This window comes from Mucilaginibacter antarcticus, from assembly GCF_042686155.1.
GTDB lineage: Bacteria > Bacteroidota > Bacteroidia > Sphingobacteriales > Sphingobacteriaceae > Mucilaginibacter > Mucilaginibacter antarcticus.
In genome coordinates, this window is record NZ_JBHUON010000006.1 from 146,161 (window position 1) to 172,442 (window position 26,282).

Annotated in this window: 24 protein-coding genes; 11 read left to right on the forward strand and 13 right to left on the reverse strand. The window is 43.1% G+C overall.

Translation table 11 applies throughout. The annotated features are described in order from the left end of the window. Positions 1–52: 52 nt before the first annotated feature. Positions 53–814 (reverse strand): DUF4290 domain-containing protein, encoded by a 762-nt coding sequence (locus tag ACFSYC_RS07350; RefSeq protein WP_377125091.1) that lies wholly within the window; start codon positions 812–814, stop codon positions 53–55. 316 nt (positions 815–1,130) lie between these two features. On the opposite strand from ACFSYC_RS07350, the gene ACFSYC_RS07355 reads away from it, so the two are divergent. Further along, entirely contained in the window at positions 1,131–1,637 is a 507-nt protein-coding gene (locus tag ACFSYC_RS07355) for a protease (protein ID WP_377125093.1), read from the forward strand. A 258-nt stretch (positions 1,638–1,895) separates the two neighbouring features. Here ACFSYC_RS07355 and ACFSYC_RS07360 read toward each other — a convergent pair whose 3' ends face one another. Further along, positions 1,896–3,203, reverse strand: coding sequence for an alkaline phosphatase family protein (locus tag ACFSYC_RS07360; protein WP_377125095.1), 1,308 nt, complete (start codon positions 3,201–3,203; stop codon positions 1,896–1,898). Positions 3,204–3,720: 517 nt separating this feature from the next. Here ACFSYC_RS07360 and ACFSYC_RS07365 point away from each other — a divergent pair. Both ACFSYC_RS07365 and ACFSYC_RS07370 read left to right on the forward strand, forming a co-directional pair. After that, positions 3,721–4,827, forward strand: a complete 1,107-nt coding sequence (locus tag ACFSYC_RS07365; RefSeq protein WP_377125097.1) for a mandelate racemase/muconate lactonizing enzyme family protein — start codon at positions 3,721–3,723, stop codon at positions 4,825–4,827. 1 nt (position 4,828) lies between these two features. Continuing rightward, positions 4,829–7,087, forward strand: coding sequence for a family 78 glycoside hydrolase catalytic domain (locus ACFSYC_RS07370; RefSeq protein WP_377125099.1), 2,259 nt, complete (start codon positions 4,829–4,831; stop codon positions 7,085–7,087). A gap of 42 nt (positions 7,088–7,129) precedes the next feature. On the opposite strand, the gene ACFSYC_RS07375 is transcribed toward ACFSYC_RS07370, so the two are convergent. After that, a complete protein-coding gene (locus tag ACFSYC_RS07375; RefSeq protein WP_377125101.1) occupies positions 7,130–8,500 on the reverse strand; it encodes a dipeptidase in 1,371 nt (456 codons plus the stop codon). Between the two features lie 159 nt (positions 8,501–8,659). On the opposite strand from ACFSYC_RS07375, the gene ACFSYC_RS07380 reads away from it, so the two are divergent. Further along, positions 8,660–9,616, forward strand: coding sequence for a GDSL-type esterase/lipase family protein (locus ACFSYC_RS07380; RefSeq protein WP_377125103.1), 957 nt, complete (start codon positions 8,660–8,662; stop codon positions 9,614–9,616). Here the strand turns inward: ACFSYC_RS07380 and ACFSYC_RS07385 are convergent. The 7 genes from ACFSYC_RS07385 to ACFSYC_RS07415 form a co-directional block, all read right to left on the reverse strand. Further along, positions 9,613–9,768, reverse strand: a complete 156-nt coding sequence (locus ACFSYC_RS07385) for a hypothetical protein (RefSeq protein WP_377125105.1) — start codon at positions 9,766–9,768, stop codon at positions 9,613–9,615. The two genes, ACFSYC_RS07380 and ACFSYC_RS07385, sit on opposite strands and share 4 nt — an antisense overlap. Before the next feature lie 33 nt (positions 9,769–9,801). Then, positions 9,802–10,008, reverse strand: coding sequence for a hypothetical protein (locus tag ACFSYC_RS07390; protein WP_377125107.1), 207 nt, complete (start codon positions 10,006–10,008; stop codon positions 9,802–9,804). Between the two features lie 53 nt (positions 10,009–10,061). Beyond that, positions 10,062–10,343 (reverse strand): hypothetical protein, encoded by a 282-nt coding sequence (locus tag ACFSYC_RS07395; RefSeq protein ID WP_377125109.1) that lies wholly within the window; start codon positions 10,341–10,343, stop codon positions 10,062–10,064. Between the two features lie 48 nt (positions 10,344–10,391). Next, the gene (locus ACFSYC_RS07400; RefSeq protein WP_377125111.1) at positions 10,392–10,673 is read right to left on the reverse strand and encodes a hypothetical protein; all 282 of its coding nucleotides are present in this window, start codon (positions 10,671–10,673) and stop codon (positions 10,392–10,394) included. A gap of 61 nt (positions 10,674–10,734) precedes the next feature. Then, a complete protein-coding gene (locus ACFSYC_RS07405) occupies positions 10,735–11,031 on the reverse strand; it encodes a hypothetical protein (RefSeq protein WP_377125113.1) in 297 nt (98 codons plus the stop codon). Positions 11,032–11,105: 74 nt separating this feature from the next. Continuing rightward, a complete protein-coding gene (locus ACFSYC_RS07410; protein ID WP_377125115.1) occupies positions 11,106–11,255 on the reverse strand; it encodes a hypothetical protein in 150 nt (49 codons plus the stop codon). A gap of 64 nt (positions 11,256–11,319) precedes the next feature. Then, on the reverse strand, positions 11,320–11,466 hold the full coding sequence (locus ACFSYC_RS07415; protein WP_377125117.1) for a hypothetical protein: 147 nt from the start codon (positions 11,464–11,466) through the stop codon (positions 11,320–11,322). A gap of 372 nt (positions 11,467–11,838) precedes the next feature. Between ACFSYC_RS07415 and ACFSYC_RS07420 the strand changes: the two genes are divergently transcribed. After that, entirely contained in the window at positions 11,839–13,266 is a 1,428-nt protein-coding gene (locus ACFSYC_RS07420) for a tetratricopeptide repeat protein (protein WP_377125119.1), read from the forward strand. 276 nt (positions 13,267–13,542) lie between these two features. On the opposite strand, the gene ACFSYC_RS07425 is transcribed toward ACFSYC_RS07420, so the two are convergent. Together ACFSYC_RS07425 and ACFSYC_RS07430 are read right to left on the reverse strand one after the other, a co-directional pair. Beyond that, entirely contained in the window at positions 13,543–13,914 is a 372-nt protein-coding gene (locus tag ACFSYC_RS07425) for a helix-turn-helix domain-containing protein (protein ID WP_377125121.1), read from the reverse strand. A 155-nt stretch (positions 13,915–14,069) separates the two neighbouring features. After that, positions 14,070–16,367 (reverse strand): ATP-dependent helicase, encoded by a 2,298-nt coding sequence (locus ACFSYC_RS07430; protein WP_377125123.1) that lies wholly within the window; start codon positions 16,365–16,367, stop codon positions 14,070–14,072. Positions 16,368–16,570: 203 nt separating this feature from the next. Here ACFSYC_RS07430 and ACFSYC_RS07435 point away from each other — a divergent pair, with 203 nt between their 5' ends. From ACFSYC_RS07435 to ACFSYC_RS07445, 3 genes are all read left to right on the forward strand, one after another. Then, a complete protein-coding gene (locus ACFSYC_RS07435; RefSeq protein ID WP_377125125.1) occupies positions 16,571–19,210 on the forward strand; it encodes a glycoside hydrolase family 2 protein in 2,640 nt (879 codons plus the stop codon). A gap of 450 nt (positions 19,211–19,660) precedes the next feature. Further along, the gene (locus ACFSYC_RS07440; protein ID WP_377125127.1) at positions 19,661–21,655 is read left to right on the forward strand and encodes a thioredoxin domain-containing protein; all 1,995 of its coding nucleotides are present in this window, start codon (positions 19,661–19,663) and stop codon (positions 21,653–21,655) included. Between the two features lie 67 nt (positions 21,656–21,722). Beyond that, positions 21,723–22,223, forward strand: coding sequence for an FKBP-type peptidyl-prolyl cis-trans isomerase (locus tag ACFSYC_RS07445; RefSeq protein WP_377125129.1), 501 nt, complete (start codon positions 21,723–21,725; stop codon positions 22,221–22,223). 63 nt (positions 22,224–22,286) lie between these two features. On the opposite strand, the gene ACFSYC_RS07450 is transcribed toward ACFSYC_RS07445, so the two are convergent. Next, a complete protein-coding gene (locus ACFSYC_RS07450; protein ID WP_377125131.1) occupies positions 22,287–22,982 on the reverse strand; it encodes a hypothetical protein in 696 nt (231 codons plus the stop codon). 65 nt (positions 22,983–23,047) lie between these two features. On the opposite strand from ACFSYC_RS07450, the gene ACFSYC_RS07455 reads away from it, so the two are divergent. From ACFSYC_RS07455 to ACFSYC_RS07465, 3 genes are all read left to right on the forward strand, one after another. Further along, positions 23,048–23,617 carry an acyl-CoA thioesterase gene (locus ACFSYC_RS07455; protein WP_377125133.1) on the forward strand — a complete coding sequence of 190 codons (570 nt, stop codon included), beginning with the start codon at positions 23,048–23,050 and terminating at the stop codon, positions 23,615–23,617. Positions 23,618–23,735: 118 nt separating this feature from the next. Next, positions 23,736–24,833: a fatty acid desaturase gene (locus ACFSYC_RS07460; protein ID WP_377125135.1), complete on the forward strand. Its 1,098-nt coding sequence runs from the start codon at positions 23,736–23,738 to the stop codon at positions 24,831–24,833. 295 nt (positions 24,834–25,128) lie between these two features. After that, a complete protein-coding gene (locus tag ACFSYC_RS07465; RefSeq protein ID WP_377125137.1) occupies positions 25,129–26,280 on the forward strand; it encodes a Gfo/Idh/MocA family protein in 1,152 nt (383 codons plus the stop codon). The last annotated feature ends 2 nt before the right edge of the window (positions 26,281–26,282 follow it).

A 26,282-nucleotide genomic window follows, 5' to 3' on the forward strand; every position in this document is an offset into this window, starting at 1 on the left:
TCAAAGTTCATGGATATAACCTATCGGAACTATACAAAGATTAATAATTAACTTAATATTTTTTGCCGCCGCCACCGTTATTACGGCTACGGTTGTTTTGATTGTTATTGTTGTTATTGTTGTTATTGTTGGTACGGGGGTTGTTGTTATTGGTACGACCGCCTCCACCAGCTGTACCGCCACGGTTGTTTTGATTATTAGTACGGCCGCCACGATTGTTGTTATTTGTTTGTACAGGTGGACGATACTCTACTTTATTAAGGCTGATAGGCTCATCAATACGCAATTCGCCTTTCGATAGCGTTACCAGGTCGGCCAAAATAGTCTCATCAGATACCGAATCTTTGTTCCACTGCACATAAGCCATTTTCATAAAGTTGGCAATTGAAGCCACCATATGTTTGCGGCGCTCAGGCTCTTCAATGCTTTTTGCCTTCTCAATCATCAGCTCAATGGTTTTGCCATAGTGCTTGTAGCGTATGCGTTGATTAGGGTAACGCAACGGATCGGGTTTAAAACGGATGGCATCCTCGGCCGGTTTTGGATACGGCGAATCTACATCTATCTTAAACTCAGATATAATGTGCAGGTGATCCCACAGTTTGTGCTTAAAGTCGGCCACGTCGCGCAGATGAGGGTTTAAAAAGCCCATCAGGTCTATCACAACCTGTGCGTATTTATTGCGTTCTTCTTTAGTAGGCAGCGCAACAATGTACTTCACCATGTTTTGTACGTTGCGGCCATATTCGGTAAGCAATAACTTACTCCGTGTAGAATTATAATCGAAATTGTTAGGCGTGTTATTTAATGCCATATTATTTAATGCTTTTAAGAAAGTTTTAAATTAGCCAGGCGACTTTTCCCCGAATAGGATGGGGCACAGGCGGCTAAAATTGAAGGCTACTGATTAGTAGTACAGCAAATATAGTGTAATAGTTTTAAGGAGCAAACTTTTGTGGTTGATGATTGGTCATTTGGTAATAATCATTGATGATTAGCGACTGTTCAATGTACACTGTTGGTATGCTGAAAAACAGTAACCGCTAACTTTAAGCCATAAACATAGTTTTACAATCGAATGGTAAACCTATTATGGACCGCGGTTGTTATCGTTTTTTAGAAAAACGAATATGAAGAGAACGACAAATTTTTTGCTGATACTGTTAACATCAATTATGGCATCTTGCGGGGCGCACCCTGAGAGCGCGCAAGAAAATGGCCAGGTAGATAAACCATTGGCAAAAAAAGAATTTTATGGCAAGATGACCATTAAAGACACAATAAAGATTGGCCAACCGGTGCAATTGGAATTTAAGCTTTACAACGGTACAGACACCACGGCAAAATTTCTTAAATGGCAAACCCCATTTGAACCATTGCTAAGCAAATACCTGGATATTAAAGATGAGCAAGGTAACGAGGTGCCCTACATAGGTGCTATGGCCAAACGGATAATGCCACCGCCGGCGGACGCATATTTGAAAGTTAGTCCTAAAGATAGCCTGTCTGCAAAAGTTGATATTCTTAAGGGTTACGCTTTGGAAAAAACCGGAAAATACACTGTCACGTTTTCAAGCTCAGAAATGAGTGGTATAACGGTCGGATCGCCGGTTACGTTTAATTACGTTTCACGTTAATTATTTTCATAACTAAAGAAGCCACTCAAAGAGCGGCTTTTTTAGTTTAGGGCTACCCAGATAGTCAATACATTTGTTATCATGGCTTGCGCGGTCAGTCGGCGTAAGTTGTCAACGGTCCATTGGCGGTACTTTCGCTTCAAGAGCACTCATCCGCATATTGCTTCGCTCGGATACCTCTCTTGCTGCGCAAAAGAGGCACCTCCCCATAGCATCGACAGGGTGAGTTGCTGGCAGGCTGCGCTAGTTTCAAAGGTGCTATTCCAATAACCCAGCAGGCACCTTCCCGTCAACTTTTCCAAAGGGAATACCAAGTAGTTTTACCATTATCGGGGTCATATCGCGCACATTCATTTCCTCAATTACAGCACCTTTGCGTATGCCCGGGCCGTGGGCAATAAGGCCAGTGCGGATGTTTTTGGTATCTGGAAAATGACCATGGCCACCGCCTTTGCCTTCCTTAATCACATTACCGGTAAGCGCGGCGCTAAAGTAGCCATCCTGCTCGCCGCTAAGCGCTAATGCAACATTTGGGTTAAAGCCGCCTTTGGTTATTTGTTCTTTTGTGATTACGCGGTAATATTGCTTTACACTGTCGGGCTTTGCTTCAAGTATCGTTTTTACTTTGGCTAAAGTTGCATTATCCGTGGGGTCTTTCAAATACAAATAGGCCGATCCGCCAACAGTGTTAAACTGTGCTTTCCAATCGCCTGTTTTAAAGTCAGTAATCAGGCCGGCTTCTTTAAGCCATACGTTAGGCGACACCGTTTTTTTGACATCGTAAAAACCATGATCGCCGCCAACAAGTAGGGTTGTGCTTTCCCATATACCGGCATCTTTTAATGCATCTACAATAATACCTACAGCCGCATCGGCGTCGGCAACCGCATCCTGAACGCGGGCACCGTTACGTCCAACAGCATGTGATGCACCATCAACCGCGAAAACGTGGATGGTCATCAAGTCGGGCTTGCTTTTTTTGATGATATATGCTGCTATCTTGGCAATGTTTACATTTTTGCCGTGATCTATCTTTTCAACACCGCCAAAAACTTCTTTCTTAACTTCGGCATAAAAACCTTTAGGTAAAGTGTAGTCTTCGCGCACACCGTCGCCCAGGTTACCAATATCCGGAATGTTATAATCAACCGGTGCATTGGCAGATACCGGCCAATAGAGCGAAGCAACGGTCATGCCTTTAGCTTTAGCCGCCTTCCAGATGGTTGGTACGTGGATAGAACTGTCATTCCAGTAAGGCTTTTGTGGTGCACCGTCGGGTGTGAATACATTATTATAAAATACGCCATGTTTAACAGGCTGCACGCCGGTAACAATAGTGGTGTGCGATGGATAGGTCATACTTGGGAACACACTATTTACACCTTTGGCATAAGCGCCATCTTTCATCAATGCGCGCAGGTTTGGTGTTTGCCATTCGCTGTCGAGGTAAAAATCCGGACGGAAACCATCGATAGTAATAAATATAACATGTTTGGCTTTTTGCGCCATTAATTGGCCCGTTGATATAAATAGGGCCAGGAGTACTATTGATAGATGTTTTTTCATTTTTGGGGATTCATGATTACGTAAAAAGACAGCGCAAAGGTGTAGGTAAATGTGTTAATTTTTTGTGATGTTATGGTTATGATATTTGTATACACTAACGCTCGTTCAATTCGGGAAATTACGCAATCCAAATTTTAAGGTAAGCCGCTGCTTTTTTTGCAATAAAATACCATTGAATCTATCGGAAATCACTGGTTGTTTTGTGCTAAAACAGACTAATACTTGTCGCTTAATACCTGGCTTTTACCAGCTATATCCAAAGTATTCCAGTTATAAAAATGCAACTCACAAGTGATCCAGACTGATTCAAATTTCGAAAAAGTGATACAAACGAAAGGGTTAGTTTTTATTGCAGTCTGATAATTAGTTGATTATCAAAAAGGGGTGATCCAGATGATCCAACTGATACACACACGCGGTGGATCAGTTGGATCATCTGACATGAGGTCGCAGGCTTAGCGGTTTAGTGTAAGGACAGCAGGGGTTGCGGGCCGGTTTTATTTAAGTAAATTCGCTTATGGTATCACCTGTTATCACGCACATAGATATTTACCGTTTCAGCATCCCGATGGAGCCTTTCACCATAGCTACCGGCACGATGGATTATGCGCAAAATGTGTTTGTCAGGGTGCATACCGATGCTGGTTTTTATGGGGTGGGCGAGTGCTCGGCCTTCCCAATGATCGTGGGTGAATCACAAGATACCTGCCTGGCTATGGCTAAAGATTTTGCTAAGCTGTGGAAAGGAAAGGATGCGCTGGATATCCCGGCACGGATGCAAGATTTGCATAGCGCCGCGGCTAGCAATACAACTATTAAAAGTGCCTTTGATATGGCCCTGTATGACATAGCTGCTAAGCATGCCGGGGTACCGCTTTATAAATTTCTAGGTGGACAGCGTAGGGCGGTTGAGTCTGACATCACTATTGGTATCAACACACCCGAAGTGATGGCACAAAGAGCCATTCAATTTCAGCAATCAGGGGCAGGCATATTAAAAGTTAAGCTAGGTAAAAACGCGGCAGAAGACGTAGAGCGTATCAGGCAGATCCGGATAGCTGTAGGCGGCGATATGAAGATACGCGTAGATGCTAACCAGGGTTGGAGCTTTGATGATGCCGTATTCGCGCTGCAAGCGTTGGGCCAATACGACATTGAGTTTTGCGAACAGCCCATGCGCACCTGGTACGACGACCGCCTACCCGAGCTGATGAAACTATCTCCGGTTAAGATCATGGCAGACGAAAGTGTATATAACCATCACGACGCGCGGCACCAGATAGAAAACGGGTCATGCCATTATATCAACATAAAAATTGCCAAATCCGGCGGGCTACTAGAAGCCAAAAAGATCCATGACACCGCTGCCGAACGCAGCGTTCCCTGCATGATGGGCGGAATGCTGGAGAGCCGTATAGCGTTGAGCGCTAAACTGCATTTTGTATACAGCAGCCCCAACATCCTATTCTATGACATGGACACCTGTATGCTGGGCCATCTTGCCGACCCATGCGTAGGCGGAGTAACTTACGACGGATACCACCTTAACATTGACGACACCCCCGGCAAAGGCGCCGATGCCGACGATACCTTTTTAAAAAACTGCGAACGCTTCACTATTTAATATGCTTAAAAGATTTACCTGCCTGCTCGCAGCCGTAATGCTTAATACTAATCTGTTTGCCCAAGCCCCAAGCTTGTTATGGCCTTCGGGCCTAATGATAGATTTGGTTGCTCATAGTAATTATCAATCGGTTAACGGCTACGCCGTACAGCCATTGGCAGTTAACTTATCCAATCCCAATGTGCAATCGGTGTTAATCGGCAGTAAAAATCCTGCATTCAGTTGGGCGGTGAATAGCACGGCAAACAATGCCAGGCAAGTAGCCTATCAACTAGTGGTGGCTGATTCTGAAAAGGCGATATATGAAAGTAAGCCTAATGTGTGGGATTCTGGTAAGATTATCAGCCCGCAATCAACCGCGGTTATATATAACGGTCCGGAATTAAAACCCAATACCGCCTATTATTGGACAGTTAAAGTATGGTCATCAAACCGTGCCGAGCCAAGTAGCTATGCAGCGATAATGCCTTTTTATACAGATACTGTGTTGGGCGATCATAAATTGCCGGCGTATCCCATACAACTAACAGATCAGCAACCGGTATCATTCCACCAAAAAGGCAATGTGTATTATGCTGATTTTGGCAAAGATGCTTTTGGACAAATGAAATTGAATCTTTATGCAGATAAGGACATATCGTCTGTAACGGTCAGGATAGGTGAGGTGGTGAATGCCGATGGCGCTATCAATCGCAAACCATCAGGCAACATACGCTACGCGCAATATCAACTAAACTTACGCCGTGGTCTGCACACCTATAAGTTACAGCTTAAACCAAACGCCATTAACACTCGCCCGGCGGCTGTTAAGATGCCCGCTTACATTGGCGAGGTTACGCCGTTTAGATATGTTGAAATAGAAGGATATGAGGAAACCCTAAAACTCGAAGACGTCACCCGCCTTTTCGCCCATTATCAATTTGACGATTCGGCGGCTAACTTCCACAGCTCGGATACCACCTTAAATGCCATTTGGGAACTGTGCAAATACTCGATGAAAGCTACGTCATACCTGGGCACTTATGTAGATGGTGACCGTGAGCGTATTGCTTACGAGGCTGACTCATACATTAATCAATTGAGCCATTATGCGGTAGATAAGGAGTATACCATCGCCCGCAAAACCAGCGAATACCTGATCTACCATCCAACCTGGCCCACCGAATGGATACTGCAATCGGTTTTAATAGGCTGGAACGATTATCTCTACACCGGCGATATCCGGTCTTTAAAAAACAACTACGAGAACCTGAAAGCTAAAAGCCTTACGGCGTTAGAGGATGATACTCATTTGATAAGCATATTAAATGGCAAGGCAACTAAAGCGGTATTAGCCTCAATTCATTTCGGTGGAGAGCCGGCATTACGTGACATTGTCGACTGGCCACATGGGGCAGAAACCGACGGCTTTGTGTTTTGCAAATACAATCCCGTGGTTAACGCGTATTATTATAAAGCGCTTACCGTAATGCAAAAACTGGCAGCCGATCTGGGGAATACCGCGGACGCGGACTATTATGGCAAAAAGGCCATCGCAGTTAAAAAGGCATTCCACCAAATGTTTTATGATGCTGAGCAGCAAATATACGTAGATGGCGACACCACTAAACATGCATCATTACATACCAATATGTTTGCCCTGGCTTTTGAGCTGGTTGATGCAAAGCATCGCCCTAGGGTGTTAGCTTTTGTGCGCTCGCGAGGGATGGCTTGCAGTGTTTATGGTTCACAGTTTTTGTTAGATGCTATATACAACGCCAATGGCGGCAGTTATGGACTAAGCCTGCTTACCTCAAAAACCGACCGTAGCTGGTACAACATGATCCGCGTTGGTAGCACAATTACTTTAGAAGCCTGGGACAACAAATACAAACCCAACCAGGATTGGAATCATGCTTGGGGCGCGGCGGCCGGAAACATTATATCGCGTAAGCTAATGGGTATAGAGCCGCTTACACCAGGCTGGTCAACCTTTAGCGTTAAACCACAAATAGGCGGCTTGGCAAATGCGGGCATTGACGTGCCCACCATAAAGGGAACTATTAAGGCGGCGTATGTACAAACAGATAAAATGTTCGAGATGAACATAGTTGTGCCCGGCAACACCACTGCGCAGATCTACCTGCCAATAAAAGGCCAAAAATACCAGGTTTGGGTAAACGACAAAAAAGTTAAATCCCACACCGTGGAGCAATTTGCAATGCTCAACAATGTGGGATCGGGGGAGTATTGTATTCGATTGGAGAAGATTGGTGATTAAAATTGGCTGCCTGGCACCAAGCCCAATCTTCGGTAACTAATTTTACTTGCTTAACTCAGCAAAATACTTGTGAAACAATGGTATCGTTTCAATGCCTTTATAGTAGTTAAAGACATCATATTTTTCGTTGGGCGAGTGTAGTGCATCACTATCCAGACCAAAGCCCATCAGGACAGTTTTAATACCAAGCTCGGCCTCAAATAACGATACAATAGGTATGCTGCCACCACCACGGGTTGGTATAGGCGCCTTCCCAAATGATTCGGTTATGGCCATTTGTGCTGCACGATAAGCAACGCTGTCAGTCGGTGTTACTGCAGGTTCGCCACCATGGTGTGGGGTAACTTTTACTTTGACGGAGGCCGGCGCTATCTTTTTAAAATGATCTGTAAACAACCGGGTTATTTTTTCGAAGCCCTGGTTAGGTACCAGTCGCATAGATATCTTAGCGTAGGCTTTTGATGGTAACACCGTTTTAGCCCCTTCGCCAATGTAGCCACCCCAAATGCCATTAACCTCAAGGGTAGGGCGGGTCCCGGTGCGCTCAAAGGTAGTGTAACCTTTTTCGCCCCAAAGCTCAGCTATGTCAAGGTCTTTTTTATATTCCTCCTCGTCGTAAGGCGCGGCATTAAGTTCCTTGCGTTCTTGTTCTGTAAGGTTAACCACTTCGTCATAAAAACCCGGGATAGCTATATGATTGTTCTCATCGTGCATGCTGGCAATCATTTTAGCCAAAATAGTCGCTGGGTTGGCAACCGCACCACCATAAACGCCCGAGTGCAAGTCGCGGTTAGGGCCGGTTACTTCAACCTCCACGTATGATAAACCACGCAATCCGGTTTCTAATGATGGATGCTCCATGCTGATCATTGAGGTGTCAGATATTAATACCACATCAGCCTTTAACTTTTCAGCATTGCCTTTTACAAAAACACCGAGGTTGCTCGATCCAACTTCCTCTTCGCCCTCAATCATAAATTTAATATTGCAGGGTAGCGTATTGCTCTGCATCATTAGCTCAAAAGCTTTAACGTGCATGTAAAACTGGCCTTTGTCGTCGCAGGCACCGCGGGCGTATATTTTGCCATCGCGAATGGTTGGTTCAAAAGGCGGGGTTTTCCACAACTCTAGCGGGTCTGCGGGCTGCACGTCGTAATGGCCGTAAGTAAGCACGGTTGGTAGCAATGGATCGATAATTTTTTCGCCATAAACAATAGGGTAACCTGCTGTTTGACAGACCTCTACGTTATCCGCGCCTGCGTCGCGTAGTTTTTGTGCCACATAATCGGCAGTTTTTAACACATCGGGAGCATACTTAGGGTCGGCGCTTACAGATGGAAATCTAAGTAATTCAAATAATTCATCAAGCAAACGTTGTTTATGCAGGTCTATGTATTGTTTTATCGCTTCCATGGTATAAATATTGTTCGGCAAATATAAAGTATGTTTAACGCAATAAGCCCGGTTTGGGGTTTTATTGCTGTTAATAATTACTTAACATTGGGGGCTGGTTATCATCAGCCCATTTAGGTATATTTGTAAGTATTGATTAAATTTATTGTACTATCGTAAATGCATTATCGCAAGATAATTTTCTTTGCTTTTATCTTCCCCCTCAGCATTTTGTCGGGCTATGCACAGCAAGCACCAAGCTGTAGTGCTGCCGCTAAATTTTATGGTAAGGATAGCATCAATGTAACAACCTTCGGCGCCAGTACGGTTGAGGGGGTTGGCGGTCAATCTTTTCAGCCAGATTTATTAAACAATATTGAAGCTTGTTATACGGGTGTTATAGTTTCTGTTACCCGTAATGGTGTTGGGGGCGAAACTACTACACAGGGGTTAAAGAGATACCCGGCTGCCATAGCGGGCCGCACCGGTTTTATTATAATATTAATGGGCGCTAATGACGCAGCACAACTGGCTGCAGGGAAGCAAAAATTGGCAGATACCGAAAAGAATATGAGGTATTATATTGAAACTGCCATTAAAAATAAGTTGATACCTATTATAGGCACTGTACAATTTTTTAATGATCGTAACGATCCAAATCTGCGGACAAACAATTTATATGTCAACCAGATAAACGCGCTGTACCGCAGGCTGGTGTTTGAATATAAAGTTTATCTGGCCGATGTCAACCGTTCGCTTGGCCGCGACTTTAGCCTATACCAGGATGCTGTGCATCCAAATGCTTTAGGCTATAAGTTAATAAGCTATGTTTTTTCAGACGCCATAAATCGCGCCATTGAGGATCGTTTATTGTTAGTGGGTTTAAACCAAAATTATCCCAATCCGTCTGTTGATCGCACCAATATTGGCTTCAGTTTATCGCAGGCGGGTAGGGTGGTTATTAAATTGTATGGTATAAATGGAAGATTTGTGAAAACGCTGTTTGACGCTTATCAGAACGCAGGCTATAGGGTGATTAACGTACCGTTAAATGAGCTTGATCCGGGAATATATTTATATAGTATGCAGGTGGGTGGTCAGATAATCACCAAAAAGATGATGGTAATGCGCCATTAATCGGCGGTAGCTAAAGTCATAGCCGCATCAGTAGTAGTTTTGGTTGATGCGTTTTCTATTTTACCTTCAGTGTTATTATTGGTTTTAGACAAAGAGAATGCTGTTAGCGCTGTCGCTAAAACTATTGCAGTTACTATAGCTAATTTTTTCATTTGTCTTATTTAAATTCGTAAAGCATTTGATCGTTAGAATCTGTCGGCAGTACCCAAATTGTTTTTCTCGCCAGCTCTATCAGCAGTACCCAAATTGTTTTTCTCACCAGCTTTGTCAGCAGTACCTAAATTGTTTTTTTCAATTCTGTCGGCAGTACCTAAGTTGTTTTTTTCGGCAGCGAAAGTTGAAGTGATACCTGCTGTTAATATAATGGCTGTAGCGATGATAAACTTTTTCATGATGTTATGTTATATTGAGGGTATTATATGGAGTTGTTAGCGGTATATATCTATTAGAATCTGTCAGCAGTGCCTAGGTTGTTTTTCTCACCCGCTCTGTCAGCAGTGCCTAAGTTGTTTTTCTCGCCAGTTCTGTCGGCCGTACCTAAGTTGTTTTTCTCACCAGCTCTGTCAGCGGTACCTAAGTTGTTTTTCTCGCCAGTTCTGTCGGCAGTACCCAAGTTGTTTTTCTCTTTTCTGTCAGCAGTACCCAGATTGTTTTTTTCGGCAGCGAATGTTGCGGTAGTGATGCCTGATGTTAAGATAATGGCGAGTGCTATGATGAATTTTTTCATGATCGTATGATATTGATGGGGATAAATAGTTGTTGGAGTGTATTAAGATTAGAATCTGTCAGCAGTACCTAAGTTGTTTTTCTCGCCAGTCCGGTCAGCAGTACCCAAGTTGTTTTTTTCACCAGCTCTGTCAGCCGTACCCAAGTTATTTTTCTCGCCAGCTCTGTCAGCGGTACCTAAGTTGTTTTTCTCGCCTGCTCTATCTGCAGTACCCAAGTTGTTTTTCTCTTTTCTGTCAGCAGTACCCAGATTGTTTTTTTCGGCAGCGAAAGTTGAAGTAGTGATACCCGATGTTAAAATGATTGCTAATGCTATGATGAATTTTTTCATGATCGTTATATGTTGTGGTAGTGTTATTATTTGTGTGAGTTGTATTGTGATGACGTTTTGATTAAAATCTGTCGGCAGTACCTAAGTTATTTTTTTCTCTGTCGGCAGTACCAAGGTTGTTTTTCTCCCTATCAGCAGTACCTAAGTTGTTTTTCTCCCGGTCGGCGGTACCAAGATTATTTTTCTCTCTGTCGGCCGTACCTAAGTTGTTTTTCTCTCTGTCGGCTGTGCCCAGATTATTTTTTTCTCTTCTGTCAGCGGTACCTAAATTGTTTTTTTCGCCGCCTGCATTGATAGCAAAAGTTGAATTTAAAGCAGTGGTTAAAATGATTGCAAAAGCTATGATGAATTTTTTCATGATGTTGTTTTTTAATATCGGTTTGATAATATTATATATATAATTTCTTGTGTTTATCTGATACGGGGGTGCAATTAGTCGGCAGTGGCTAATACGGCTATTCTGCTGCCAACTGCAACTTTCTCAAGTTGTACCGGTGCGGTTTTTTCAGGAGTTGTGGTTTTAATAAGTGATAAAATTCCAACTGATAATACGATTGCTGCGGTTAGGACTACTTTTAACATAATATTTTGATTTAAATGTTTTTTAGACTAATAGTTAATTTGATATTTCTTAGTGTATCAATAATTAATCGGCCGTTGCCAAAAAGTTTTTAGGGGCAAATTGACTCAATGAAAACAGCATGCTATGCGTGGTAATTTCTTCCTTTTTTGAGCATGAAACCAAGGTGCCAAGCGTTAAGACAAAAATCAGTACAAAGATGGTATTTTTCATAATCGTTAATTAAATAGCTTTTAATGTTATTAAATAAAACAAGAGTTATACGCGTTAATTATTAGTTAATCAATATCGGAAAGTGGTATGTTTCGCTTTCGCGACCAAGCCGTTTTTTGAGGCTCTAAATCTACCGTCTTTACCTACGTTTCCCTTTTTGTTTTTCTATGTTTTTTATTTTTAATGTTTATTTTTAATACTGATAGTATTTTGATATTCAATTACTTAACAAGTCAAATATAAATATGTTTTGTTAATTACAAAGCAATCGCAAGCAAATAATTTTCCACAATAAAACTAGTTTTATTATCGAGTAGAAAATATATAACTATTATTTATAACTTTCACCGTAATTAGACGTAAAACGAGTTAATGAAGAAATTATACGCAATTTTTATAGTTTTATTGGTTGCTACTACTGTATACGCTACTAACAGCCAAGATGTTACTGCTAAAGATACCAATGAAGTAAATGCGTTAAATAAAAGAGGGTACAACAATCGCCTCATAGATCCCAAGGAGACAGTTAGTTATGCGGAGAAGGCTCTAAAGCTAGCCGCTGAACTTAAATATGACCGGGGCTTGGCCGAAGCGTACCGTGTTAAAGGTATTGGTGAGTATTATCTAAATAATCCTGACAGCGCGTTAAACCGATACTTTGACGCCCTTGCTATTTTTGAAAAAATAAAGGATGAACGCGGTCAGGCAAGAGTTTACAATAACCTGGGCAACCTTTACCAATTGATCGAATATGAAAAAGCGCTTGAGTATTTTGACAAGGCCGAAAAGATCGCAGAAATGCATAATGATACAACGCTTATTGCTTCTTTATCCCTAAATATCGGTAATATTTATAACCGTAAAAATATGTTTGAAAATGCGCTGACTAATTATAATAAAGCGCTTAAATTATTCACCCTTTTAAAAAACGATGTAATACTTGTTCAATGCCTGGAAGACCTGGGATTTTTGTACTATCAACTGCGCGATTTCCCCAAGGCAAAGAAGTTATTACTTGAGGCGCATGAAAAGGCTAAGGCTAAAGACATGAAATCATCAGTGGCGGCAATAAACCTTACGCTTACGGATCTTTACGTGTCTGAAGGTAATTTTTCAGAAGCAGAAAAGTATTTAAAAGAGGGCCGTACCTACTCTTATCTGATTGATAATAAAAAAGATATTTACGATTATAAACATACTGCTTACGAGATGGAGGTGAAGCGAGACAATTTCAAGCTAGCTTTAAGGTATCTCCAGGAAATTTATCGCGAGGACAGCGTAAACTACCGTTCAAACGTATCAACCAGGCTCAACTTTATCAAGCTTGAGCAAGAGAAGGCAGTTAAGGCAATATCTGACAAGAAAGATGCCGAAGCATCGCTCATAAAATTTTGGGCGGTAACGGTAGTAGCCGGCCTGCTGGCGATAGTAATTGTATTGCTAATAGGCAGTGTAAAACGGAAGGCCACCACCAATGTACAGCTACAAGAACTTAATAGCGAAATTTCGAGACAAAAGGATAACCTTGACAGGATAAATCATCACCTGGAAGAGATCATAGATGAACGAACGAAAGACCTGCAAGTCAAGAACAAGAAATTATCAGAATACTCCTCATACCTATCGCACCAAATTCGCGGACCAATAGCCACCCTCAAAGGCCTGATGAACTTAGAAAAAGAAGGGCTGGTTGATAAACAGGAGTGCATTAAAATGATGGATAAATGTGTGTCAGAGATTGACAAGAAGATCATCCAAATGAGCGACATGCTGCACGATCCGGGCCGTACAAGTGTTTAGCTTTCAAAAGTAAAAAGTAGGTTTATCTTCGTCGGGTGAGCGCCAGTTCATCGTTCCGGCCTCATCCTGATCTGTGTCAGCAATTGTTATCAAGTTGGCCGACATATTGAGCAGGATGTTTGATACATAACTTACAACTATTCATCGGAATTAAATCCACTACAGCTCGGTAATTTATAGTACAAATAGCTGCGCCCAAGTGCTTTTAGGGGTTAAGTACTCAGGCGCGGGCTAAATAGAGCGATACCTTAAAGTATCGTATTTTAAAAAAATGTTTTATAAATGAATAGCGGTTTTAGAGCTGCGCAATTCTTCGTAAAGTAGTATAACCTTACGTTGCAGGTTAACAATTTCAGCTTCACGGTCAGACAACCGCTTTTGTACTATGCTAAGGTTTGAGGGTTGTTGTTCAACTTCTTCGGCGTCCAACGCTAATATCTGTACCACATCTACCTCATAGATATTAGCTATTTGCTCTAACCGCGAAAGGTTTATGTCGGTAACACCGGTTTCAATCTTAGAAAACGCAGGGATCGAAATGCCTAATCTGTTAGCAATATCCTCCTGGCTCCACCCGCGTCGGTGACGAAACGTACGAATGTTTTTACCGATGGTTTTGTTGGTCTTCTTTTTTTGAATATCGTTCATTTCAGTATAGTTTAATTGTAGGGAAAAGGGTCACTAACAACTATCCAAAATATATGCCACGTGCAAAAAACAGGTCAGTTAAGCTAAAAAAGCCCGATTCTAAAAATCGGGCATTTTATTATGGGGAATTGGTTCCCCATAAAGTGGGTAAAATATTAATTATTGGTTACAATACTCAGTTTGGCAAACTTTAATAACAACTGCTTTTGGCCAATCTCTTTGAAGAAAATAGTTGCCTTGACATCCGGTTTATTACCTTCAAGGCTTATTACTTTACCAAAGCCAAAACGCTCATGCTCTACCTGCATACCTACTTGCAGGTTAGAGGTGTCCGACACTTTAAAGCTTGCAGAAACCACATGGGCTTTAGCCAGTATTGAAGTTGTTTTAACTGGTGGCGCAGTTGTTGCCTTGGGTTTAGGGCGAGTGAACTTATCGTCTGTGCGACTCCAGGCGCTGCGCTCATCATAGTGCAGGCTACCTACGTTGTTTGCAGGTTGCTTAGCAGTTAAGTCTAAATCAAGATATTGTGCGTCTATCTCATCCAAGAACCGGCTCGGTTCGCAATTGATCAGGGTGCCAAACTTAAAGCGGGACGTAGCGTAACTTATAGTAAGCTTACTCTGCGCTCGTGTGACAGCAACGTAAAACAAACGACGCTCTTCCTCCAAATCCGTACGCGAGTTTAATGACATTTGCGATGGGAACAGATTCTCTTCTAACCCCACCACATAAACCTGTGGAAACTCTAAACCTTTTGATGAGTGTATGGTCATTAATGATACCGTGTCGGCGTCTTTATTTTTATCGTTATCATCATTAGTCAAGAGAGCGATATCCTGCATAAATACATCAAGGCCTTTTTCCTCAATGTCCTCACGCTCGCTAAACTCTTTAATACCGTTTAATAACTCCTGTATATTCTCGTAGCGGTTCAAACCCTCTACCGATTTATCTTCATAAAGGTCTTTTAAAAGACCCGAGTGCTGCGCAATGTGCAAAGCAGCCTCATAAGCGCTTTTGTTGCGCGCAATTACCTGAAAGCCTTGTATCATCATTGAAAACGCTGATACCGATGACGAGATCCTTTCGCCCGGCAAATAGCGAGTAGGATCAGCCACAACCTCCCATGGGGTAACCTGGTTTTGGTCGGCAGCAACTATGATCTTATCAATGGTGGTGTCTCCAATACCACGGCGGGGGTAATTGATAACCCGTTTAAGGGCCTCTTCATCGGCCGGGTTAAAGGTTATCCTGAAGTAAGCAATCAGATCCTTAATCTCTTTGCGCTGATAGAAAGACAGGCCCCCATAAATTTTGTACGGTGTACCCAGCTTACGCAAAGCTTCCTCCATAGATCGGGATTGCGCGTTGGTGCGGTATAAAATGGCAAAGGCATTCCACTTTAAGCCTTTGGTGGTACGCTCGTGCACAATGGCTTCGGCAACCAGTTTGCCTTCCTCATTATCACTGTAGGCACGCATTACCTTTATCTTATCACCGTTTTCTTTTTCTGAGAAAACATTCTTTTTAAGCTGCTCTTTGTTATTAGCTATAATGCTGTTGGCAACATTAACAATGTTTTGCGTAGAGCGGTAATTTTGCTCCAGCTTGAATATTTTAAGGTCAGGATAATCCTTCTCAAAGTTTAAAATGTTTTGGATGTTGGCGCCACGGAAAGCGTAGATACTTTGGGCGTCATCGCCTACCACACAAATGTTTTCATTAACGGCGGCCAGTTTCTTCACAATAAGGTATTGCGAGAAATTTGTATCCTGATACTCATCAACCATCAGGTATTTAAACTTGTGCTGGTATTTGTTCAGTACGTCTGGATATAGCTTTAACAGCTCATTTGTTTTAAACAACAGATCATCAAAATCCATAGCGCCGGCGCGGTAGCAGCGTTGCACATAGTTTTGGTAGATGGTACCTAGCATAGGGCGGTTTGATGATATATCGTCGGCTTGTATCTGATCGTTCTTTTGATACTCTATCCATGATACCAGGTTGTTTTTTGCTGCCGAGATTCTGTTAAGTACGACGTTTACACTATACAGCTTATCGTCAAGATTCATCTCTTTCAAAATGGCCCGTAAAACGCTTTTGCTGTCGTCGGTATCGTAAATAGTGAAGTTATTAGGGTAACCGATTTTATCTGCCTCAACCCTTAAAATTTTTGAGAAAACAGAGTGAAAAGTACCCATCCAAATATTCTTAGCTTCGGGGCCAACCAGTTTGGTAATACGCTCACGCATCTCGCGCGATGCTTTGTTAGTAAAAGTAAGCACCAGGATATTGAACGAGTCGACGCCGCTACGTACAAGGTGGGCTACCCTGAAGGTAATAACCCGTGTTTTGCCAGAACCCGCGCCGGCAATGATCATTACCGGTCCACTGATTTGTTTAACTGCTGCCTTTTGTTCAGGATTTAATCCTTCTAGATAGTCCAATGTTTTTCCTCTTTCTGTAAGCAGCGAAATTAAGGTTTTACCACGAAAGCAGAAAGAATTACTATTTTTTTTAGCACTATAGTATCGATAGCTTCATGTCCCGATCCATCGTGGTAAAGCTTTAGACACATCGCTTCGGAAGAAGGCCTGCTCGGTTGAATACCAACTCAAAATTAATTATATTTGGTATAAACCAAAGCTACATGCAAACGCTATATAAGGCCCTAGTTACAGTAATTCTCGCGGCGACTGCGCTAAGTCTTTCAGCACAAAGCAGCTATGAGCTAAACACCGGTTGGAAAACCGTAGGTATCAAATCTATCACAGACCAGGGCGAACTCATTTCAGATCCGGCGTACCCACTTATCGGTTGGCAGCCCGCAATTGTACCGGGCACCGTGCTTACCACCCAGATAGCCAATAAAACAGTTCCTGATCCGTTCTTCGGGATGAATAATAAACTGATCCCGGATATCTATAACACCGGCAAAGATTATTACACTTACTGGTTCGCCAAAGATTTTAAGGAGGCCATCCCTGCAAATGGCAACCAGGTTTATTTAAACTTAAGAGGGGTTAACTACAGCTGTAACGTGTTTTTAAATGGGCATCAGTTGAATGTTAAACTGCACCAGGGCATGTTTCTACGCCAAAGTTATAATGTTACCAAATGGCTGGCTAAAAGCGGTAACAACAGGCTGGCTATCATTGTATACCCGCCCAATCCGGTTGGCAACCCCAATGGCGGTCAGGGCGGCGATGGCACTATCGCTCGTAATGTAAGCATACAATACACACCAGGCTGGGACTGGATACAACCCATTCGCGACCGTAACACGGGTATTTGGGATAAGGTGACCATTGAGAAGACAGCCGGTATACGCATTATAGATCCGCATGTTATAACCTTGGTGCCCGGCGTAAGGCAGCCTGGCGGCCCGCAAAAGCCGGCCACTATACAGGTATCGGCTCAACTAAAAAACGATGGCGCCAAGACTATTTCAGGTTTTTTGAGGTATACCCTTGATGGTAAGCTGGTTTCAATGAAAGTCACCTTGAAAGCAGGGGAGGTGGCTGATGTCAGCTTGCCGGATTACTCGCTTAAGAAGCCACGGCTTTGGTGGCCGAATGGCTATGGGCCGCAAAACCTGTATCAGTTAAAACTGCAATTTGTAAGCGCTGCGAATAAAGTATCCGACCAAAAGAATATAGAAGTAGGCGTGCGCCAGTTAACTACCGAATGGAACGCCAAGGCCAGTGGCCACCAGGTAAATGTTAACGGTCAGCGCGTATTTATTAAGGGAGGCAACTGGATCATATCAGACGAGTTGCTGCGTTTTTCTAAAAAACGTTACGATGCCGAGGTGAGGTTTCACCGCGATATGAACCTGAACCTGATAAGGGTTTGGGGCGGCGCGTTAACCGAGCGCCCCGAGTTTTACGAGGCTTGTGATAAGTACGGTTTGCTCGTGTTTCAGGACATGTGGGGCAGCGGCGATGCCAATGGCCGCTGGGAAGACAAAACCAAGCTTGACGACCAAAAAGGCCGCCGTAAGTACCCGGACGACCATGATCTATACCTACGATCTGTAGAAGATCAGGTGAAGATGCTGCGTAACTATGCCTCGTTGGCGATATGGTGTGGCGGTAACGAGATAACCCAGCCCGACGATATTTTAGCTGCCGTGCGCGATACCATTTTACCTAAACTGGATAATACCCGCTGGTTTGTTGATTTTTCAAACTCGTTGGATATGGGCAAGAATGATAAGGGCATAAATGGCGATGGGCCTTACGGAATACAACCGCTGTCATATTTTTGGGCGACGAAAACCTATCCATTTAACTCGGAGGTTGGTTCAGTAGGGGTGGGCGATATAGAGTCGTTAAAACGGATTATTCCTGAAGCTAATTTGATAGCTCCTGAATACAATCCAGTCACCCGCCGCGAAAAGGTTGATTCGGTTTGGAAGTATCACACTTACATCGGTTACGAGAACTATGTGAATAAATACGGCAAGGTAAAAGATGTGCGCGACTGGGCCGAAAAGGCCCAGCTGGTAAACTACGATCAGTATCGCGCGCTGATGGAAGGCTTTAGCTCACACATGTGGGACTGGTACACAGGCACCATCATTTGGAAGACGCAAAACCCTTGGTCTGCCATGCGGGGGCAGATGTATGACTATTATCTTGATCCCAATGCCTGCCTGTACGGCCTGCACAGCGGCAGCGAGCCGGTGCATATTATGTACAACCCGGTTGATAGCGCGGTGAGCATTGTCAACAACACCTTCAGTAAGCTAAAGAATGTAACCGCGACGGTTAAGATCTACACCATTAGCGGCGATGCAAAGCTAGTTACTAGGTTGGCTAAAGAACTGCCAGCATCTGGCGTAACCAATCTGCTATCCATCAGAAGGGAAATAGCCGCTGCGGCGACAGAAAAAGGGGCTTTCCTGGCCCTGCGGTTAACGGACGCTGATAAGAGAACCATCAGCGATAATGTGTATTGGCTGGCCGATAAAAAGGGCGAGTACTCCGGCTTAAACGAGATGCCGGCATCAAAGCTAACCATTACTGCAAAGCGCCTGTCCAAAGGTAAAATAGCGGTAATATTGGTAAACCCTAACGCCGCGCCCGTGGCATTTTTTAACCGGGTGTCATTGATTGATCCTAAAGCAGGCGAGCGGGTGCTGCCCACTTTCTACTCGGATAACTACGTGTCAGTTTTGCCGGGCGAGCAAAAGACTGTTGTGGTAGATTACGATGTTCCGGTTACATCGCCAAAGATTGCGGTTAGAGGATGGAATATGAAGGAGCGGATGGTGTCTGTCAGATAGCGATCCACTGATCCACTGCGTGTGTGTATCAGTTGGATCAGTACTGAAAGTTAATTTCTTGATTATGAGGTTTTTATAAAAACTACAGGTTCCGTTTGGATCACTTTGGCTTGATTTGGATCAGTTTGGATTACCGAAAGGGCAAACTTGGATCAGGTATTAACAGGCCGGTAAGGGGGCAAATGATGTTAAAAAGTGCAGAATATCCCCAGTGAAAATTGGTAAAAATCCTGAAAAATCTTGGTAAAATCGGTGAGAACGTTAAGCTAATTATGACTAACTGCATGGTGAAAAGCGGAAGAAAAACATTTATTGATTTACAAAAGCAGTAACCACCATGCAATTTGATAAAGTATACGAGGTTGAATTAGAAAACGCCACTATATCCAAACTTTCTAATCATCAATCCGGTTGTTCTATTAGTGCTATTAATAACGCACATTTGCTGCCATGAATCGCTTAGCTACATCTACCTCGCCATATCTTTTACAACACGCCAACAACCCGGTAAACTGGCACCCCTGGGGTGCGGAAGCTTTACAAAAAGCCAGGGACGAAAACAAGCTTATCATTGTCAGCATTGGCTACTCGGCTTGCCATTGGTGCCATGTAATGGAGCATGAGAGTTTTGAGGACGAACAGGTGGCCGCGGTAATGAATGAGTATTTTGTGTGTATAAAGGTTGACCGTGAGGAACGCCCCGACGTTGACCAGATTTACATGAGCGCTGTGCAGCTCATTAGCGGACGTGGCGGCTGGCCCCTAAACTGTATTTGTTTGCCAGATCAACGGCCTATCTATGCCGGTACCTACTTCCGCAAAAACGACTGGACAAGCCTGCTCTTTAACCTTGCCGATTACTATAAGCAAAAGCCAGACGATGCCAACGATTATGCTACCCGCCTTACCGAGGGTATTCAAAAATACGAGTCGATAGGCTTTATAGAAACGCAGCCGGATTACAAGCCTGCCGACCTGGAGACTATCGTTAACAACTGGAAAAAGTATTTCGATAAACACGAAGGTGGGTTAGGTACCGCGCCTAAGTTTATGATGCCTAATAACTGGCAGTTTTTAGTTAGATACACCCATCTACTTCAGGATGAAGAAGTGGCCGCGCTGGCTAAGTTAACGCTTAAAAAGATGGCCTACGGCGGCATTTATGATCACCTGGGTGGAGGCTTTGCCCGCTACAGTGTTGATGAGGTTTGGCATGTGCCGCATTTTGAAAAAATGCTGTATGACAATGCCCAGCTCATTAATCTTTATGCCGAAGCCTATGTTTGGCAGCCCGAGGAACTGTACCGGCAGATAGTAGCCGAAACGATCGGGTTTGCCGTGCGCGAACTGTTGTCGCCTGAGGGTGGCTTTTATTCGGCCCTCGACGCGGACAGCGAAGGGGTAGAAGGTAAGTTTTATACGTTTGACAAGGCTGAGGTTGACGCGATTTTAGGTACTGAGTCGCAGCTTTTTTGCATCTACTATAATATTACCGACGAAGGTAACTGGGAAGAAGAGCATACCAATATTCTGATCAGGCGAGAGAATGATGCCGAACTGGCCCAGGCTATTGGCATCCCGGTTGATGAGTTGCTGGAAAGTGTCGCTGCATCACGCCAAAAACTGTTTGATGTACGTGCCGGGCGTGTGCGCCCCGGGTTAGATAATAAGATCCTGGCATCATGGAACGGATTGATGTTAAAGGGTTTGTGCGAAGCTTACCGCGCATTTAATAAGCCTGAATATTTAGAATTAGCGTTGAAGAATGCCAGTTTTATGGTGAGTAAACTAATCGATAATGACCGTATTAACCGCATCTATCAGTCAGAAACCAAAGTGGCTTTTTTGGACGATTATGCCAATGTGGTTGAAGGTTTTATTGCTTTGTATGAAGTTACTTTTGATGAGCAATGGCTGGAGCATGCCATAGGGCTAACCGATACCGCCATTAGGCATTACTACGATAAGGCCAGCGGCGTATTCTTTTTTACTGCCGATGACGACGAACAGCTTATTGCCCGCAAATCAGAGATCATGGATGGGGTTATCCCGTCGTCAAACTCCGTAATGGCGCGCAATTTAAAAAAGCTGGGCTTGCTGTTTGATAACGAGCAATATATTGAAATTGCGGCGCAGCAGTTACGCAATATTATGCCGCACATGGCTAAGTATGGTTCGGCTTATTCAAACTGGGCCATGTTGTTGTTAGACGAGGTTTTTGGCACCAATGAAGTTGCCATAGTAGGGGCAGATGCCGAGGTTTTTAGATTGGATATAGAAAAAAATTACATCCCTAATAAAATAATATTGGGCGGTACAAAAGGAAGTTTACCTTTGCTGCGCGATAAGTTTAGTAGCCGTACGCAAGTGTTTATTTGTAAAGACAAAACCTGCGGATTGCCTGCCGACAATATTGCTGATGCTTTAAAACAAATTAAAGCTTAAAACATTAATATTTAACATAAAGCAAAGCACTCATGGGTGCCATTATTAACAACAAAAATAAAAATTGATGAAAATTGCATCACAACACGTAGTGTCATTAACCTATGACTTGTACATTAAAAAGGAAGACGGAACCGAAGACTTTGTAGAAAGCGCCACCCAGGAGCAGCCATTAACTTTTTTATTTGGCGCTGGTCAAATGTTGCCAAAGTTTGAAGAAAACTTAAGCACCCTTTCAACTAACGATACTTATGATTTTGAACTACAACCCGAAGATGCATACGGTACTGTTGACGAAGAGGCAGTAACAAATTTGCCTCTCGAGATGTTCCAGGGTAATGAGTTGCCAGAAATTGGCGCTGTGTTGCCTTTGCAGGATAACCAGGGCAATCATTTTCAGGGTCAGGTGCTATCAATTGCCGAAGATTCGGTAATTATTGATTTAAACCACCCAATGGCCGGTCAGCATTTACATTTTAAAGGCACTATCTTAAATGTAAGACCAGCTACCGAAGAAGAATTATCTCATGGCCACGCACACGGTGCAGACGGTCATCAAGGACACTAAATAGTTGCAGTGCCGGTAGCAGTTTTAAAGAATTGCTACTGTGCTGTTTCCTCTGCAAATACGCTAAAACATATCTATCAATCCATACACATCAGCACTGCAAACCAGCTTAATTTGCGACGCTATAGGCTTGGCATTAAAAGTTGCCGGTATAAAAGTTCTATCGTGTTCTTTTAACAAATCCGGGTCAATAGTATAAGTCATTTCCTCTCTCAAGGCAGTACCATACTTAACGTGTATAATAATATCTGCAAGCCTGCCCATAGGGCTAATCAATAGTTCAAACGTTACTAAATATCGCACGGTTGGCTCCTGTCGCAATTCTTTTGGTAGTACAAAAAGCTTTAGAAGCGGCAGATACCCAAAGTAGCGGCCGCCAAGTTTAACGGGCTGGGTAACCTTATCGGTAGCTTTTATCGTATCGTCCACATTATAACTAAATGGTGATCCAGCATCTTCCGGCGCTTCAAACAGTAGTTCATTTTTGTCGTAATCGTAATTCTGCATCAGGATACCATCGCGGTCAAAATAATGCCAAATGCCGGCCTTTTTATCATTTACATACTTACCGCTAGCCAATACCTTTCTCTTATAAAGAGCGCGATAACTTCCGTCTTTGACCTGCTTGTCGGCCTCAATAATAGTTTGCACCCGCTCGGTTACATCGCCAACAATTTTGTTTCTGCGTTCAACAATTTGCTGTGCCATAGCATCGCGCAAGCAAAAAATGATAAGGGTACACAGCAGCAGTTTTTTCACATATTAAATTTGATGCAATTTAATATTTATCGGGCATTTTATATATTGCGGCCAAACTATTAACAATGTCAGCAGCAACCGATACATCTGGTTACAAAACCGTCCGATTTTCTGAAACCACCATTACCGAATTGATGATACCGTCTTACTCAAACTTCGGGGGTAAAATACATGGCGGCGTTTTATTGTCATTAATGGATAAGGTAGCTTATGTATGCGCGGCCAAGCACGCCGGCAACTACTGCGTAACAGCTTCTATTGATACGGTTGATTTTTTGCAGCCGGTTGAGGTAGGGGATTTGGTATCGTTAATGGCATCTGTAAATTATGTAGGCAATACGTCATTAGTAGTTGGTATAAAGGTGATATCAGAAAACATTAAAACCAATACTGTTAAGCATACCAACACCAGTTACTTTAGTATGGTAGCTAAAGACGATGACAATACTGCAGTGCAGGTGCCGGGCTTGATACTTGAAAATGGCCTGCAAGTAAGGCGCTTTGTGGAGGCAAAACGCCGTAAAGAGATCAAGCAGGCCTATAAGCAACAAGTGAACAAAATAGAGGTACCGGCAAGTTTTGAGGAGTGTGAAAATATATTAACAGGCGAAAAGGTACTATTAATTAATAATTAACGTTTGTCCATATTAAGAAGGTGTTATTATAATAAATAAATATTTATAGAATTTTTTTTATTTATATATTACACTCCAATTACAAAGCTTATTAATTGATTAAATCTAAAACATATAAATGGCATTTTTAAACAACGTGCTTGAGCCACCTGCTTACGGTTGGACGGATGAGAAAGGCGAACTGGTTAAGCCTACCCCTAAACAAATTATCAAAGAATTTTTTTCGCGTTTAAACGTATTTAGGGACAGAAAGAACTGGCTCTCTTTTATGAGCTGGATGATGGTTGTGGTGCTTACACCTATGTTGTTCCTGTTTATTTTCAAATACTTTTCTATCCCATTACTGATTGCCGCCTTTGTATATAGTATGATCGTAATGGGTACCCATGGCACTATCTGGCATCACCGTTATTGCACGCATGGTGCTTATCAATTTAAGAATAACTTTTGGCGGTTTATAACACAAAACCTGACGCTGAAAATCATTCCGGAAGAAATTTATGCGGTGTCGCACCACGTGCACCACGCTTTATCAGATACGCCCGGCGACCCTTACAATGCGCAAGGCGGGTTCCTTTATTGCTTTTTAGCCGATGTTAATCATCAGCCAATAGCACGTAACATGAGCGAGAAAGAGTATGAGTGCTGTGTAAAACTGATGAAACATACCGGCGTTACATGCAACACTTACGCTCAATACCAAAAATGGGGCACGTTGGCAAATCCTATACGATCAATCATAGGTGTGGCCCTAAACTGGGGTTTCTGGTTTACCGCTTTTTATCTTATTGGCGGCTTAGGCTTATCATTTACCCTGTTTGGCGCTGCCGGTTTTTGGGCCGTTGGTGTACGTACCTTTAACTACGAGGGCCACGGCAAGGGCGAAGATAAACGCCGCCATGGCGTTGATTTTAACCGCGAAGACATGTCAATTAACCAGGTGTGGCCTGGCTTAGTAGCTGGCGAGTGGCATAACAACCACCACTTATACCCAAACAGCGCCCGCTCTGGCTTTAAGCCATGGCAGGTTGATAGCGCCTGGTACTTTATTAAGTTTATGCATACCATAGGTGCAGTGAGCTCATACCGTGATAACAAGGCCCAGTTTTATGCCGAATATTATGATCCGCACATTAGCGGGCTTGAGGCTGCCAAACCAGAAGTGGTTAAAGCTTATGATCAGGAGCAGGGCGTATTAATCCCCGAAAGAGCATAACTAAAAGATATTACGTATAGTTTTACCAAACAGGCCCGGCATTTACCGGGCCTGTTTGGTTTAAATGGTTTTTGGGTATATCAGCTTGAAATTATTGGTAATATATTTATGGCATTAGGATTTTTAATGATAAAGTTATTATGTTTGGTAAACCTCTGTTAAGTGAGGATTATAACGGGTTTTCATAGCTGTTATAATAGGCAAACCAACCAAATAGTGTACATATAAACTAATCAAAATGGCGACGATCAAGCCAAATGTTACCGCGGTTTAATATGCGGAACAAATAAAACTTATGAAATTAAAATTGGGAATGATTGGTGGCGGCCAGGGCGCATTTATTGGTGCCGTACATCGTATTGCAGCCCGTATAGATGGTGATTACGAATTGGTTTGCGGCGCTTTTAGCAGCAACGCCGAAAAATCAAAAGCAAGCGGCATAGCGTTGGGTATTTCGCCTGAAAGATCGTATGCGTCTTACGAAGAGTTGATAGAAAAAGAAAAGCAGATGCCTGAAAGCGAGCGCGTGCAGGTGATAAGTATAGTTACCCCAAACCACGTGCACTTTGCCCCAACCAAACTTGCTTTAGAGAATGGTTTTCACGTTGTGTTAGATAAACCGATGACTTTCTCGCTTGCCGAAGCGAAAGAGCTTAAGAATGTTGTACAGTCAAGCAATAAGCTATTTTGCTTAACCCATACCTATACCGGGTACCCAATGGTAAAAGAAGCTAAACAGCTAATTAAGTCAGGTAAATTAGGTAAAGTGCGTAAAATATATGTAGAGTATCCGCAGGGCTGGTTGAGTACTTTCCTTGAAGGTGATGACAACAAACAAGCATCTTGGCGTACCGACCCGGGTAAAAGTGGGATAGCCGGGGCCATGGGTGATATTGGTACCCACGCCTTTAACCTTATGGAATATGTTACCGGCTTAGAGGTTACGCAATTATGTGCCGACATCAACGTAGTGGTTGAAGGCCGGAAGCTGGATGACGACGGTGCCGTATTAATAAAAATGAACAACGGCGCCAGCGCCGTATTAACTGCCACCCAAATTGCGACCGGCGAGGAGAATAACGTAAAAATTCGCGTTTACGGCGAAAAGGGCAGTATTGAGTGGCAACAGTGGGATGCTAATACCCTGCTGGTTAAAATGAGTAACGAGCCATGGCAGATATACCGCACAGGCGGCGGTTATTTGTCTTCTTACTCGTCGCACAATACCCGCACGCCGGGCGGCCACCCCGAAGGATATTTAGAGGCTTTTGCTAACCTGTACCACAACTTTGCGCTTTGTGTTAAAGCAGAGATTGAAGGCGGACAAGCATCGCCGGAGGCGCAGGATTACCCTGGTATTGAAGAGGGTGTTAGGGGCATGGCGTTTATAGAGAACGTTATAGCTTCAGGTAAATCAGACATTAAGTGGACTAAATTTAACGTATAAAT

Coding starts and splice junctions, on each gene's coding strand:
- ACFSYC_RS07350 (WP_377125091.1), bottom strand. CDS start 814: ATGGCATTAAATAACACGCCTAACAATTTCGATTATAATTCTACACGG.
- ACFSYC_RS07355 (WP_377125093.1), top strand. CDS start 1,131: ATGAAGAGAACGACAAATTTTTTGCTGATACTGTTAACATCAATTATG.
- ACFSYC_RS07360 (WP_377125095.1), bottom strand. CDS start 3,203: ATGAAAAAACATCTATCAATAGTACTCCTGGCCCTATTTATATCAACG.
- ACFSYC_RS07365 (WP_377125097.1), top strand. CDS start 3,721: ATGGTATCACCTGTTATCACGCACATAGATATTTACCGTTTCAGCATC.
- ACFSYC_RS07370 (WP_377125099.1), top strand. CDS start 4,829: ATGCTTAAAAGATTTACCTGCCTGCTCGCAGCCGTAATGCTTAATACT.
- ACFSYC_RS07375 (WP_377125101.1), bottom strand. CDS start 8,500: ATGGAAGCGATAAAACAATACATAGACCTGCATAAACAACGTTTGCTT.
- ACFSYC_RS07380 (WP_377125103.1), top strand. CDS start 8,660: ATGCATTATCGCAAGATAATTTTCTTTGCTTTTATCTTCCCCCTCAGC.
- ACFSYC_RS07385 (WP_377125105.1), bottom strand. CDS start 9,768: ATGAAAAAATTAGCTATAGTAACTGCAATAGTTTTAGCGACAGCGCTA.
- ACFSYC_RS07390 (WP_377125107.1), bottom strand. CDS start 10,008: ATGAAAAAGTTTATCATCGCTACAGCCATTATATTAACAGCAGGTATC.
- ACFSYC_RS07395 (WP_377125109.1), bottom strand. CDS start 10,343: ATGAAAAAATTCATCATAGCACTCGCCATTATCTTAACATCAGGCATC.
- ACFSYC_RS07400 (WP_377125111.1), bottom strand. CDS start 10,673: ATGAAAAAATTCATCATAGCATTAGCAATCATTTTAACATCGGGTATC.
- ACFSYC_RS07405 (WP_377125113.1), bottom strand. CDS start 11,031: ATGAAAAAATTCATCATAGCTTTTGCAATCATTTTAACCACTGCTTTA.
- ACFSYC_RS07410 (WP_377125115.1), bottom strand. CDS start 11,255: ATGTTAAAAGTAGTCCTAACCGCAGCAATCGTATTATCAGTTGGAATT.
- ACFSYC_RS07415 (WP_377125117.1), bottom strand. CDS start 11,466: ATGAAAAATACCATCTTTGTACTGATTTTTGTCTTAACGCTTGGCACC.
- ACFSYC_RS07420 (WP_377125119.1), top strand. CDS start 11,839: ATGAAGAAATTATACGCAATTTTTATAGTTTTATTGGTTGCTACTACT.
- ACFSYC_RS07425 (WP_377125121.1), bottom strand. CDS start 13,914: ATGAACGATATTCAAAAAAAGAAGACCAACAAAACCATCGGTAAAAAC.
- ACFSYC_RS07435 (WP_377125125.1), top strand. CDS start 16,571: ATGCAAACGCTATATAAGGCCCTAGTTACAGTAATTCTCGCGGCGACT.
- ACFSYC_RS07440 (WP_377125127.1), top strand. CDS start 19,661: ATGAATCGCTTAGCTACATCTACCTCGCCATATCTTTTACAACACGCC.
- ACFSYC_RS07445 (WP_377125129.1), top strand. CDS start 21,723: ATGAAAATTGCATCACAACACGTAGTGTCATTAACCTATGACTTGTAC.
- ACFSYC_RS07455 (WP_377125133.1), top strand. CDS start 23,048: ATGTCAGCAGCAACCGATACATCTGGTTACAAAACCGTCCGATTTTCT.
- ACFSYC_RS07460 (WP_377125135.1), top strand. CDS start 23,736: ATGGCATTTTTAAACAACGTGCTTGAGCCACCTGCTTACGGTTGGACG.
- ACFSYC_RS07465 (WP_377125137.1), top strand. CDS start 25,129: ATGAAATTAAAATTGGGAATGATTGGTGGCGGCCAGGGCGCATTTATT.